The organism is Rivibacter subsaxonicus (assembly GCF_004217215.1).
Taxonomy (GTDB): domain Bacteria; phylum Pseudomonadota; class Gammaproteobacteria; order Burkholderiales; family Burkholderiaceae_C; genus Rivibacter; species Rivibacter subsaxonicus.
Genome location: NZ_SHKP01000007.1, coordinates 342,707 through 355,520 on the forward strand (window position 1 = coordinate 342,707; position 12,814 = coordinate 355,520).

At 69.9% G+C, this 12,814-nt stretch carries 12 protein-coding genes; 10 read left to right on the forward strand and 2 right to left on the reverse strand.

Features of this window, described 5'->3' with window-relative positions; genetic code table 11:
• The first annotated feature begins 139 nt into the window (after nucleotides 1-139).
• The 9 genes from EV670_RS14875 (at nucleotide 140) to EV670_RS14915 (ending at nucleotide 10,113) form a co-directional block, all read left to right on the forward strand.
• On the forward strand, nucleotides 140-1,417 hold the full coding sequence (locus tag EV670_RS14875) for a lipopolysaccharide biosynthesis protein (RefSeq protein WP_130433461.1): 1,278 nt from the start codon (nucleotides 140-142) through the stop codon (nucleotides 1,415-1,417).
• Nucleotides 1,418-1,439: 22 nt separating this feature from the next.
• Nucleotides 1,440-2,138, forward strand: coding sequence for an acyltransferase (locus EV670_RS14880; protein WP_130433463.1), 699 nt, complete (start codon nucleotides 1,440-1,442; stop codon nucleotides 2,136-2,138).
• Nucleotides 2,126-3,238: a glycosyltransferase gene (locus tag EV670_RS14885; RefSeq protein ID WP_130433465.1), complete on the forward strand. Its 1,113-nt coding sequence runs from the start codon at nucleotides 2,126-2,128 to the stop codon at nucleotides 3,236-3,238. The genes EV670_RS14880 and EV670_RS14885 overlap by 13 nt, the downstream gene beginning before the upstream one ends.
• Nucleotides 3,235-4,251, forward strand: a complete 1,017-nt coding sequence (locus tag EV670_RS14890; protein ID WP_130433467.1) for a glycosyltransferase family 2 protein — start codon at nucleotides 3,235-3,237, stop codon at nucleotides 4,249-4,251. Before EV670_RS14885 ends, EV670_RS14890 begins: the two co-directional genes overlap by 4 nt.
• The gene (locus EV670_RS14895) at nucleotides 4,248-4,946 is read left to right on the forward strand and encodes a class I SAM-dependent methyltransferase (RefSeq protein ID WP_130433469.1); all 699 of its coding nucleotides are present in this window, start codon (nucleotides 4,248-4,250) and stop codon (nucleotides 4,944-4,946) included. Before EV670_RS14890 ends, EV670_RS14895 begins: the two co-directional genes overlap by 4 nt.
• Nucleotides 4,947-5,000: 54 nt before the next feature.
• Nucleotides 5,001-6,344, forward strand: a complete 1,344-nt coding sequence (locus EV670_RS14900) for a UDP-glucose dehydrogenase family protein (protein WP_130433471.1) — start codon at nucleotides 5,001-5,003, stop codon at nucleotides 6,342-6,344.
• A gap of 65 nt (nucleotides 6,345-6,409) precedes the next feature.
• Nucleotides 6,410-7,630 carry a DegT/DnrJ/EryC1/StrS family aminotransferase gene (locus tag EV670_RS14905; RefSeq protein ID WP_130433473.1) on the forward strand — a complete coding sequence of 407 codons (1,221 nt, stop codon included), beginning with the start codon at nucleotides 6,410-6,412 and terminating at the stop codon, nucleotides 7,628-7,630.
• 6 nt (nucleotides 7,631-7,636) lie between these two features.
• Nucleotides 7,637-8,230 carry a sugar transferase gene (locus EV670_RS14910; protein ID WP_130433475.1) on the forward strand — a complete coding sequence of 198 codons (594 nt, stop codon included), beginning with the start codon at nucleotides 7,637-7,639 and terminating at the stop codon, nucleotides 8,228-8,230.
• A gap of 14 nt (nucleotides 8,231-8,244) precedes the next feature.
• Nucleotides 8,245-10,113, forward strand: a complete 1,869-nt coding sequence (locus EV670_RS14915; protein WP_130433477.1) for a polysaccharide biosynthesis protein — start codon at nucleotides 8,245-8,247, stop codon at nucleotides 10,111-10,113.
• Nucleotides 10,114-10,120: 7 nt separating this feature from the next.
• Here EV670_RS14915 and EV670_RS14920 read toward each other — a convergent pair whose 3' ends face one another.
• Together EV670_RS14920 and EV670_RS14925 are read right to left on the reverse strand one after the other, a co-directional pair.
• The gene (locus EV670_RS14920; RefSeq protein ID WP_130433479.1) at nucleotides 10,121-10,888 is read right to left on the reverse strand and encodes a glycosyltransferase family 2 protein; all 768 of its coding nucleotides are present in this window, start codon (nucleotides 10,886-10,888) and stop codon (nucleotides 10,121-10,123) included.
• A gap of 105 nt (nucleotides 10,889-10,993) precedes the next feature.
• Nucleotides 10,994-11,737, reverse strand: a complete 744-nt coding sequence (locus EV670_RS14925; RefSeq protein ID WP_130433481.1) for a glycosyltransferase — start codon at nucleotides 11,735-11,737, stop codon at nucleotides 10,994-10,996.
• A gap of 155 nt (nucleotides 11,738-11,892) precedes the next feature.
• Between EV670_RS14925 and EV670_RS14930 the strand changes: the two genes are divergently transcribed.
• The gene (locus EV670_RS14930) at nucleotides 11,893-12,810 is read left to right on the forward strand and encodes a glycosyltransferase family 2 protein (RefSeq protein WP_165393334.1); all 918 of its coding nucleotides are present in this window, start codon (nucleotides 11,893-11,895) and stop codon (nucleotides 12,808-12,810) included.
• Nucleotides 12,811-12,814: the final 4 nt, after the last annotated feature.

A 12,814-nucleotide genomic window follows, 5' to 3' on the forward strand; every position in this document is an offset into this window, starting at 1 on the left:
CGGTGGGCAGCGTTGCGGGGGAAGAGGGCGATTGTAGAGAGCGGGTGGTCCGGCAACCCCTGTTGCGGATGCTTGCGCGGCCGGCACGCCCGCCGGCCGACAATTCGCGCTGCCGATGCCGCCCCCTGCCGACCCTCGCATGTCTTCCGTTCCCGTCGCTACCCGCAGGCCGCTGCCGTTGCTGCAGGGCGCGGCGCTCAACCTCGCCGCGCGCGGCCTGGCGGTGCTGCTCGGCTTGGCGATCCTGGTGCTGGTGGCGCGGCGCGGGCCGGCGGTTCAGGGTGCCTTCGCGCTCTTCGTCGCGATCGAGGCGGCGCTGCTGACGCTTTGCTCGGGCCTGGGCCTGCTGCTGGCGCGCGAGGCCTCGCAGCGCCACGGCGCGCTGCCCCAGGCTCGGGTGCGGCGGCTGCTGGCGATCGCGCTGCTGCTCGGGCTGGTCGCGGCGCTGGTGCTGGCGGGCTGGGCCTGGCTGGCGCAGAGCGAACCGTACCGGCATCTGTGGCTGCTGGCGCTGGCCGCGCCGGCGCTGCTGATGGTGCCGACCGCGACCGGGCTCTGGATGGGGCAGGGCCGGCTGCTGGCGCTGAACCTGCCGCAGGTCGCGGCACCGGCGATCGTGGTGCTGATCCTGCTGTTCGCGGGCCGTGCGGACGGAACCTCGGCCATCGCGGTGCTGGCGGCGTGGGCCGCGGCCAAGGGCCTGGTCGGCCTGGTCACCGGCTGGGCCGCGGCGCGTGCAGTGCCCGCCGGCGTGCCGGCACCCGAGCGGCCGCTGACCGCACCGGCGCCGGCGCTGCGCTTCGTGCTGCTGATCGGCCTGACCAACCTCGTGAGCCTGCTGAACTTCCGCGCCACGCTGTTTCTGCTCGAGCGGGTCCATGGGCTCGAGCCGGCCGGCGTCTACTCGGTGGCGGTGCAGGTAGCCGAACTGCTGTGGCTGTTGTCGTCGGCGGTCACCGTATCGGCCTACGGCCGGATCGGCGCGCCCGATCCGCAGCAGGCCGCGCGGCTGACGCTGCGCGCGGTGCGCATCAACCTGCTGGCCACGCTGGCCGCCGCGCCGCTACTGGCGCTGGCGGCCTGGTGGCTCTTGCCGCGCGTGCTCGGCGCGGCCTACGCGGATGCGCTGCTGCCGCTGCTGCTGCTACTGCCCGGGGTTGCCGGCTATGCGGCGGCGTCGAGCCTGTCGGCCTGGTTCACCAACCAGCGCGGGCGGCCGCAATGGTCGGCGGCGATCGCCGGCCTCTCGCTCGCGCTGACGCTGGCGATCGCGGCCTTCACGGTGCCGCGCTACGGTGCCGCGGGCGCGGCGCTGGCCACCAGCGTGGCCTTCCTGGTCGCGATCGCGGTGGCGTTGCGCTCCTTCCTCGCCGACGCCGGGCTGCCCTGGTCGGCGCTCTGGGCGCGGCCACAATGAAGCACTCGTTGACGACATCCGCATGAGAAGAATGCTGCGTTTCCTGCTGTCTCCGCTGATCCGCCTGCACGCGCGGCTGCTGGCGCCGCGCATGGTCTACGGCTGGCGTGCCGCTGACGGTGCCTGGCGCGCCCACGCCCGCGTCAGCACCCATACCTGCATCGAGTCGCCCGAGCTGCTGGTGATGGGCGACCATGTGTTCATCGGCCACCACAACTTCGTCGACGCCTCGGGCGGGCTCACGCTCGGCGAGGGCGTGCAGATCACCAACCACTGCTCGGTGCTGACGCACTCGAGCCATCGCGCGCTGCGGCTGGAGCGCGAGGCCTACTGGGGCCACCCGGCGCCGGCCGGCTACGAGCGTGCCGCCACCGCGATCGGCGACTGGAGCTTCGTCGGCCCTCACAGCGTGATCGCGCCCGGCAGCCGCGTCGGCGCCGGCGTGCTGGTCAAGGCCTACAGCTTCGTGCGCGGCGAGGTGCCCGACTTCGCCGTGGTCGAGGGCCAGCCGGCGCGGGTGGTGGGCGACGTGCGCGAACTCGACCGCGCCTGGATCGAGCGCGCCCAACCGGCTGCGTTCAATGCCGCCCAGCGCGAGGCCTACGAGGCTTGGGTGCTGCGCGTCGGCGCGGCACCGCGTGCGAGCGCAGCTGCCGCGCGTGGCCAGGCCCAGGTTGCCGGCGCCGGGGCCGACGCGCCCGACGCTCAATGGGCGCCGTGAAGCCGGCGGCCACGCGCCGCATCCTGTTCTTTGCCGACGCCAGCAGCGTGCATACCCGGCGCTGGGTGCAGGCGATGGTCGAGCGCTCCTTCGAGTGCTTTGTCGCGACACGCCTGCCGGCCGAGATTCCAGGCGCGGCCGATGTCATCCCACTGAAGCCTGGCAGCGGCGGCGCCGGATGGTTCGGCGCGATTCCTCAAGTGCGCACGCTCGCGCGCCAGCTCCGGCCGCATTGGATCCACGGGCACTACGTCACATCCTACGGGCTGTGGGCCGCGGCCTGCGACTACCCGGTCCCCAAGCTGCTCACCGCCTGGGGCAGCGACATCCTGGTGACGCCACGCGAGAAGGGTCTGCGCGGCAGCTTCATGGCCGGCCTGGTCGGCTGGAGCCTGCGCCAGGCGCAACTGATCACCGCGGACTCGGCCGACGTCATCGAGGCGATCAAGGGCTACGGTCCGAGTGCGCCCTGCCACGAGATCCTGTGGGGCGCCGACACCGATCGCTTCCGGCCGTCGAAGGCGCCGCGCACGGGCTTCGAGCTCCTCAGCCTGCGCAACTGGGAGCCCAACTACAACATCGACCTGATCCTGCGGGCGCTGGCTGCGCTGCGCGCCGTACGGCCGCAGGCCGATGCCACGCTGAGCTTGCTGGGTGGCGGGCCTGACGAGGGCGCCCTGCGCGCCCTCGCCAAGCAACTCGGCATCGAGGGTGCTGTGCGCTTCACCGGCCGGGTCGACGACGTGGCCATGGTTGCGGCGTTGCAGCGCGCGACGGTCTCGATCAGCGTGCCGAGCAGCGACGCGACCTCGGTCGCGATGCTCGAGTCGATGGCCTGTGGCGCGCCGGTGGTCGCCAGCGACCTGCCGGCCAACCGCGCCTGGATCGATGACTCCCTACGCGTGCCGGCCGGCGATGCCGATGCGCTGTGCGCCACGCTGCTACGCCTGCATGACGACCCGGCGCTAGCACGCGTGCAGGGCGAGCGCAATCGCCAGGCCGTGCTGCAGCGCGGCTCGCGCAAGGCGCAGATGGACCGCATGGCGATCCTCTACGAATCGCTGTGGCTCAAGGCGCCGCCGGCGCCACCGGCGCGATGAGCGAGACCCTGCTGCTGAGCGTCGTCGCGCCCTGCCGCAACGAGCGTGCCCACATCGACGCCTTCTGTGATGCGGTGCTGGCGCAGGTGCTGCCGCCAGGCTGGGCGATGGAGGTACTGATTGCCGACGGCGAGAGCGACGACGGCACGCGCGAGCGGCTGCTCGAACGCTGCGGGCAGGACGTCCGCCTCGCGCTGGTGCCCAATCCCGGCCGTATCGTCTCGACCGGCCTCAACGCCTGCATCGCGCGCGCCCGCGGAAGCGTGATCGCGCGGCTCGACCTGCATACGCGCTATGCCGGGGACTACCTCGCGCAATGCCTGGCGGCGCTCGATCGCAGCGGCGCCGACAACGTCGGCGGGCCCTGGGTGGCCGAGGGCGAAGGGCCGATGGGCGAGGCGATCGCGGCGGCCTTCCAGAGTCGCTGGGTGGTCGGTGGCGCCCGCTCGCGCGACGTGGGCTTCGAGGGCGAGGTCGATTCGGTCTACCTCGGCTGCTGGCCGCGGAGCAGCTTCGAGCGTTTCGGCGGCTTCGACGATGCGCTGGTGCGCAACCAGGACGACGAGCACAACCTGCGTCTGCGCCTGGCCGGTGGCCGCATCTGGCAGAGCGCGCGCATCCGCTCGAGCTACCGCCCGCGCGGCTCGCTGCGCCAGCTCTTTGCCCAGCAACGCCAGTACGGTTACTGGCGACCGTTCGTGATGAGGAAGCACGGCCAGCCGGGCTCGTTGCGGCAACTGGTGCCGGCGCTCTTCGTTGCCGCGCTGGTGTTGTGCGTGTTGCTGCTGCCGTGGACCGCCAAGGCGCTGGCGAGCCTGCTGCTGGCCTACGGCGCCTATGCTGCGGTTGCCAGCGTCCTGGCCGCGCGGCGGGGCGGTTCGCGTCTGCTGCCGCGGCTGCCGCTGGTGATCGCCGCCTTCCACCTCGGCTACGGCATTGGCAGCTGGCAGGGACTGTGGGACCTGGCCTGGCGCGGCGCACCGTCGCCCGCCTTCGCGAGGCTGACCCGATGAACCGCCATGAGCCGGCCGCGGTGCAGGAGCGCTACGCAAGGCGCGATGCCACCCAGGATGCTCGGCGCTACAGCCTGTTCCTCGATGCCGCCGCGCAGCAGGCACAGCAGGAGCGCCTGCGAGCAATGGCCACCATCTGGCGTGCCCACGGCTGGACCACGCTGGCCGACAAGGCGCTGCTCGAGGTCGGCTGCGGCGCCGGCGGCAACCTGCAGGATCTGTTGCGCCTGGGTGCGTCGGCGCAGAGCCTGACCGGGCTGGAACTGTTGCCCGAGCGTGCCGCCGCGGCCCGTTCGGCGCTGCCGGCCTTGGTTCGCATCGAGGAGGGCGATGCGCTCGCGGCCGCCATCGCGCCGGCCAGCCAGCATGCGGTGCTGGCCTTCACGGTCTTCTCCTCGTTGCTCGATGCCGGCTTTCGCCAGCAACTGGCCGAAGCGATGTGGCGCTGGGTCGCGCCCGGCGGCGGAGTGCTTGTCTACGACTTCGCGTTCGACAATCCCAACAATGCCGATGTGCTCGGCATGTCGGCGCGCCGCATCAGGGCGCTGTTCCCGCAGGCAAGCTGCCGGGTCAAGCATCTGACACTGGCGCCGCCGATTGCGCGCCGGCTACCGGCCCCGCTGCTGGCCCCCGCATCCGTGGTGCTTTGGCCGCTGCGTACGCACCGGTTGGTCTGGGCCGTCAAGCCAGCGTGAAAGAATCAGGGCAAACCCGCGCGAGCGGGCATCCCTTTCGCTTCTGGAGTTCGCATGAAGATCACCGTCGTTGGCACCGGCTATGTCGGCCTCGTCACCGGGGCCTGTCTGGCCGAGATGGGCAACCACGTGCTGTGCCTCGATGTGGACGCGCGCAAGATCGACGTGCTCAACGACGGCGGCATCCCGATCCACGAGCCCGGGTTGCAGGAGGTGGTGCAGCGCAATGCGCAGGGCGGCCGGCTCGAGTTCACGACCGATGTCGATCGCGCGGTCGCCCACGGCACCCTGCAGTTCATCGCGGTCGGCACTCCGCCCGACGAGGACGGCTCGGCCGACCTGAAGTACGTGCAGGCCGCGGCGCGCGCCATCGGCGAGCGCATGACCGACTACAAGGTCGTGATCGACAAGAGCACGGTGCCGGTCGGTACCGCCGACAAGGTGCGCGCCGCAATCGACGAGGCGCTCGCTGCACGCGGCCTGCAACTGGAATTCGCGGTGGTCTCGAATCCCGAGTTCCTCAAGGAGGGCGCCGCGGTGGCCGATTTCATGCGCCCCGACCGGGTGGTGGTCGGTGCCGACGACGAGCGGGCGATCCTGCTGATGCGCGCGCTCTACGCGCCCTTCATCCGCAACCGCGAGCGCCTGCTGGTGATGGATGTCAAGAGCGCCGAGTTCACCAAGTACGCGGCCAACGCGATGCTGGCCACCCGCATCAGCTTCATGAACGAACTTTCGAGGCTGGCCGAGACGGTGGGTGCCGATATCGAACTGGTGCGCCAGGGCATCGGCTCCGATCCCCGCATCGGCACCCACTTCCTCTACGCCGGTGCCGGCTACGGTGGCTCCTGCTTCCCCAAGGACGTGAAGGCGCTGGTCCGGACCGGCGCCGATGCCGGCCACGACCTGCTGATCCTCAACGCGGTCGAGGCGGCCAACGAGCGCCAGAAGCAGGTGCTGGTCGACAAGGTGGTCAAGCGCTTTGGGGAGGGCGCCAAGGGCAGCCTTGCCGGCCGCCGCTTTGCGCTGTGGGGACTGGCCTTCAAGCCCGGCACCGACGACATGCGCGAGGCGCCGAGCCAGGTGCTGATCCAGGCGCTTGCCGCGCGCGGCGCCGAGGTCGTGGCCTACGACCCGGTGGCCATGGATGAGGCCCGGCGCTCTATGCCCGGCCAGCCCGGGCTGCAGTACGCCGCGTCGGCCAACGAGGCGCTGGCCGACGCGGACGCGCTGATCATTGTCACCGAGTGGAAGGAATTCCGCAGCCCCGACTACGAGTTCATCAAGAGCACGCTCAAGCAGCCGGTGGTCATCGACGGCCGCAACCTCTTCGAGCCGGCAACGATGAAAGCCTTCGGCATCGAGTACCACGCGATCGGACGGCCGCTGGTGGCCTGAGTCCGGGCCGGCGCGAAGCTGCGAAAATCGGCGGCTCGCGCCGATTCCGGCGCTCGTTGCCTGCCATGAATCGTCCCTCCGAGCTGCCCTTCCTGCCCTTTGCCCTGCCCGAGATCGGCGAGGAAGAAATCGCCGAAGTCGTCGACACCCTGCGCTCGGGCTGGGTCACGACCGGCCCCAAGGCCAGGCGCTTCGAGAGCGACTTCGTCGCCTTTCTCGAAGGTGACGCCCCCTCACCCCGACCCTCTCCCCCTGACGGGGGCGAGGGAGTCGCCGGGCTCGAGGCGATCGCGGTGAACTCGGCCACCGCCGGCCTGCACCTGGCGCTCGAGGCCCTGGGCATCGGCCCCGGCGACGAGGTCATCACCACCACCCACACCTTCACCGCCACCGCCGAGGTGGTGCGCTACCTGGGCGCCGACGTGGTGCTGGTCGACATCGATCCGGCCACGCTCAACATCGACCCGAAGGCCGTCGAGGCCGCGATCACGCCGCGCACCCGCTGCGTCGTCCCGGTCCACTACGCCGGCCTGGCGGCCGACATGCAGGCGATCCTCGCGATCGCGCGCAGGCACGGCCTGAAGGTGGTGGAAGACGCCGCCCACGCGCTGCCGACCACGCATCGCGGCCAGCTGGTCGGCACGCTGGCCAGCGACGCCACCGTGTTCAGCTTCTACGCCAACAAGACCATCACCACCGGCGAGGGCGGCATGCTGGTCACGCGCGATGCGGCGCTCGCAAAGCGGGCCCGCGTGATGCGCCTGCACGGCATGAGCCGCGATGCCTTCGACCGCTTCACGGCCACCACGCCGAGCTGGTACTACGAGATCGTCGCGCCCGGCTTCAAGTACAACCTGACCGACATCGCGGCCGCGCTCGGCATCCACCAGCTGAAGAAGGCGCGGGCCTTTGCCGAGCGGCGGGCGGCGATCGCGGCGCGCTTCGACGCGGCCTTTGCCGACCTGCCGCTGCGCATGCCGCCGCTGCCGCTGGCCGGCGATCGGCACCCGTGGCACCTCTACGTCGTGCGACTCGCCGACGACGCCGGCATCGAGCGCGACCGCTTCATCGAGCGCCTGTTCGCGCTCGGCATCGGCTGCTCGGTGCACTACATCCCGCTGCACCTGCACCCCTACTGGCGCGAGCGCTACGGCTTGCGCCCGGAGCAGTTCCCGCACAGCCAGCACGCCTACGAGCGCATGCTCAGCCTGCCGCTCTACAGCAAGATGAGCGACGCGGACGTTGAGCGCGTGATCGCCGCGGTGCGCCAGGCGCTGGGCGGCTGAACACCGATGCCCAAGCGCGGTCTCGACCTGCTGCTGGCCGGGCTCGGCCTGCTGCTGCTGGCGCCGCTGTTCCTGCTGATCGCGCTGGCCATCAAGCTCGATTCCAGCGGGCCGGTGTTCTTTCGCCAGCAGCGGGTCGGACGCTTCGGCGTGCCGTTTCGCATCCACAAGTTCCGCACCATGCAGCACTCGCCGCAGGCGGCGGGGCCGCAGATCACGATCGGCGCCGACGCCCGCATCACCCGCGTCGGCGCCTTGCTGCGCGCGACCAAGCTCGACGAGCTGCCGCAGCTCATCGACGTGCTGAGCGGCTCGATGAGCCTGGTCGGCCCGCGCCCGGAGGTGCCGCGCTACGTGGCGCTGTACCCGGCCGCGCTGCGCGACAAGGTGCTCTCGGTGCGGCCCGGCATCACCGACCCGGCCTCGATCGAGTTCCGCGACGAGTCGGCGCTGCTGGCGCACGCGGCCGACCCCGAGCGCGAGTACGTCGAGCGCATCCTGCCGCGCAAGCTGCAGCTTGCCGCCGACTACGTGGACCGCGCCTCGCTCGCCACCGACCTGGCCGTGATGATGCGCACCTTGCGTGCGCTGTTCGCCTGAAGCGATAGCCGCCGATGAGTTTCTGGCACCGCCTCGACGCCCTGCTCGCGCGCATCCGCCCGCGGCGCTACGCGCTTTCGCTGCTGATCGATGCCGCGGTCATCGTCGCGGCCTGGCAGTTCACCTATCTGTTCCGGCTCGGCTTCGAGCGCTGGCTCTCGGCGCGGCCGGGCTACGACCCGCTGGTGCAGGCGGCCATCGTCGCGATCTACCTGGTGGTGTTCGTGCTGCTCGGCGTGCCGCGCGGCATGTGGCGCTTCTCGGGCTTTGGCGAAGTCAAGCGACTGGCCGTGGCCTGTGCGTTGGCCGGTGCGCTGGCCGCCGCAGTGGTGCTGATGGCGCAACTGGTGCAGGTGCCGCGCGCGGTGCTGGCGTTGCACCCCGTGATCACCTTGTTCGGGTTGGCCGGGGTACGGCTGGGCTATCGCATGCTCTACGAGCACACGCGGGCCCAGATCGCCGCAGGCAGCAGCGAGACGCGGCGCACGCTGGTGCTGGGCGCGGGCACCGCGGCCCGCATGCTGCTGGCCGGCATCCAGCACCAGGGATGGGTCGTGGTCGGGCTGCTCGACGACGACCCGGCCAAGCAGCGATCGCGGCTGGCCGGCGTGCCGGTGCTCGGCACGCTCGACCGCGCCGCGGAACTGGCCCGGTCGCTGGCCGCGACGCACCTGGTGATCGCGATGCCCTCCGTGCGCGGCGCGCTGCGCCGGCGCGTGATCGAGCTCGCCACGGCCACCGGCCTGCCGGTGCAGACCGTGCCTTCGGCGCAGGAACTGGTCGAAGGCGCCACCGTGAGCCGGGTGCGCGACATCCAGCCCGAGGACCTGCTCGGCCGCGAGCCGGTGGTGCTCGACGAAGCCGGCATCGCCGATTGCATCGGCGGCAAGGTGGTGCTGATCACCGGCGCCGGCGGCAGCATCGGCAGCGAGCTGTGTCGCCAGGTGGCGCGCTACGGGCCGGGCAAGCTGGTGCTGGTCGAGCTGAGCGAGTTCAACCTCTACACCATCGAGCAGGAGCTCGGCGAGCGCTTCCCGCAACTGCCGCTGGAGCGCCTGATCGGCGACGTGAAGAACCTCGAGCACATGCGCCAGCTGATGCAGCGCTGGAAGCCGCAGGTCGTGTTTCACGCCGCGGCCTACAAGCATGTGCCGCTGATGGAGGAGCACAACGCCTGGGTCGCGCTGCAGAACAACACCCTCGGCACCCACAACGCGGCGCTGGCCGCGGCCGAGGCGGGGGCCGAACGCTTCGTGCTGATCAGCACCGACAAGGCCGTGAACCCGACCAATGTGATGGGTGCGACCAAGCGCGCCGCCGAGATGGTGATCTCGGCGCTGGCGCGCGAACACGTCGGCACCCGCTTCATGGCGGTTCGCTTCGGCAACGTGCTCGGCAGCAGCGGCAGCGTGATCCCGAAGTTCAAGGAGCAGATCGCGCGCGGCGGCCCGGTGACAGTGACCCACCCGGACATCATTCGCTACTTCATGACCATCCCCGAGGCCGCGCGCCTGGTGGTGCAGGCGGCGGCGATCGGCGAGACGGGGCAGGTCTACGTGCTGGACATGGGCGAACCGGTGAGGATCGTCGAGCTGGCGCGCGACCTGATCCGGATGTCGGGCCACACGCTCGAGGAGATCCCGATCGTGTTCACCGGCCTGCGGCCGGGGGAGAAGCTGTTCGAGGAACTGCTGGCGGACAGTGACACCACGCTGCCGACGGCGATTGCGCAACTCCGCATCGCGCGCTTGCAGGGGCAGGGTGGCACCGCTGCTGCACTCGAAGCGACGATCCGCGCAGTGCCCGAAGGCGATGCCGCGGCGGTGCGCGGGCTGCTGCGCGATCTGGTCGGCGAGTACCGCGCGGCGCCGGCCTCCGCCTGATGACGCGCTACGGCGTCGATGCCAGCGGCCGCCGGACCAATTGCGGCAGCTTCGACACCACCTTGCGCAGCATGAAGCCGGCGCCCCCGGGCAGCCCGTGCTTGACGCAGGCCCGCGCAGCCTCGCGGTTGCTCTTGAGCACATTGGCCAGACTGCGCGTGGACTCGCCACCGGTGCGCATGCGAACCAGGATCTCGGGGATGTAGGCCGAGCGCAGCCCCGCCACGTCGAGCAGGCGTAGGCACATCTCGAAGTCGGCAGCGATGCGGAACGAGAGATCGTAGTCGCCGTGGCGCTGATAGGCCTCGCGCCGTGCATAGAAGGTGGGGTGGGCAGGCATCCATCCGCGTGCGCACAGGCCGCGCTCATGCTGTCGGGATTGCCAGTAGCGCACCACCTTGTCAGGTCGCGTCGGATCGACGAAGACGAGATCACCGTGGCACGCGTCGACCGCCGGCGAGCGCATCGCGTGCGCGATGCGAGCCAGCACTTCGGGGTCGGCGTAGACGTCGTCGGAGTTGAGGAAGCCGACAAGCTCGCCGGTGGCCAGCGCCAGCCCCTTGTTCATCGCGTCATAGATGCCACGGTCTGGTTCCGAGACGAAGCGCGCCACGCGGCCGCCGCGGGCGCGGACCAGCTCGACCGTGCCGTCGCGCGAGCCGCCGTCGATGACGATGTGCTCGATGTCCGGATGGGATTGCGATGCGACCGAGGCCAAGGTGTCGGCAATGGTGGCCGCGCTGTTGTAGGCGACGGTGATGACGGTGATTCTCATGGGGCAGTCGGAACGTTCGTCATTGAGTACCAGGGAGCGGTCGGCGTGGCGGCAGGTGCCGCGCAGGACGGTCGGCATCGGCGCCGAGCCGCGGGGCTGCAGCCGCTAGGCACCTGTTGTGCCGGTGGCCATCGAGCGCTCGCCGAGCCGGCCACGCACCGCGAAGAAGAGGTCCCAGCGCCACCGCAACATCTGGGGCACGCTTGCCCGTCGCGAAGGGCTGACATTCCGATCATGTCGGCGGTACTGCAGATAGGGCTGAGGCAGGTAGTGAACTCGCCCGCGGCTGGCGGCGAGCATGCCGAACCACATGTCGTGCATGGGAGCGCGAGCGGGAATCGGCAAGCCGAGGGCCACGACGTCGCGGCGCAGCGCCATGCAACAGCCGAGGTAACGGTTCCTGAGCAGCGTGGACCAGCGCCCGCCGCGGAACCCGCCTTTGCCAGCCATGAACGACTGCGAGAGAACCGTACCCTGGCCATCGATGACCTGCGCATCGGACACTGCCACCGTACACAGCGGATCCTGGTCGAAGGGCCGAGCCAGCGCGTCGCGCTTGCCGGCCATCCAGACATCGTCCTGATCACAGAGCAGGACGACCTGCCGGGTGCAAGCGCTCAGCGCTCGTTCGAAGCTGCGGCTTACACCCTGGTTGCGATCGTTGGCGAGCAGGACGACGCGGGGGTCGTCGAGGCTGCGCAGCCAAGCCAGCGAGCCGTCCGTGGAATGGTCGTCGACGACGACGAGTTCGTCCTCGGGCCGAAGCTCGCGCAGCACGGACGCCATCTGCTCACGGAGATAGGGCAGGCCGTTGTAGACGGCCATCGCCACCGAGACAGGCTGACTCATGACTAGGAACTGGTAAACGGACTTCAGCGAGAGAAACCACGCGAACCCATGCGGGCTCGGGCACGAAGCAGTTCGGTCAACGGGTCGCCGAAGCTCGAAGACGCAGTGGCACAATCATCATTTTATCAGTCTCGTCATTGCATATGAGCCCCGCCGTGCTTGCACAGGCCACGAGCACAGTCGCCGTTGTCGTCACTTTTCATCCGGATGCCGAGCGCCTGCTGGAAGGCCTGCATGCCATTCTTCCGCAGGTTGATGCGGTCGTCGTGGTGGATAACGGCTCGTCAGCCCCCATTCTCGATGCGATCTCGGAACTGGGGCGTGTAACGGTGCTCAAACTCGAGGCCAATCACGGCATCGGCTTCGCGCAGAATCGGGGCATCGATTGGGCCAGAAGTCGGCAGGCCGACTTTGTGCTTTTGCTCGATCAGGATAGCGTCGCGGCCGACGATATGGTGGCGCGACTTCGGCGGGCGCACGACGAACTCGCGGCAGGCGGCGTTCGGATCGGTCCCGTCGGCCCGGCCCAGGTGGACGGGTTCAACGCGTCATTGGCTAGATTTACATGCTTTCGGCGGGCACGTTACAGCCAGGTGACGGTGCCGCCGGAAAAGGCGTCGATGGCCTGCGACGTATTGATCGCGTCCGGAAGTTTGATCCCGATTACCGTACTCGATGCCGTCGGTGCGATGAACGAGGATCTGTTCATCGACAAGGTCGATACCGAATGGTGTCTCCGGGTCGGCCGTGCCGGTTACGAGATTCACGGGGTTCCGGCCGCGCGGCTATACCACCGCTTGGGCGAGAGCGCACTTACCGTTTCGTGGTGGCGCGGCAAGCGCCTGCCGGTGCACAAACCGTTTCGCTACTACTACATGGTTCGCAACAGTATCTTGCTGCAGAGAATGCCGCGCATGCGCTGGGGTTGGCGCACGGCGGACCTGTCGCAGATGGTGCAGATCATCCTGTTTCACGGACTCCTGGCGCCCGCTTCCCGCCAGAATCGGCCGATGATTCTGCGAGGATTGCGTGACGGCATCAGTGCTGTTTCGGGGCCGATATCCAAGGCATGATTAC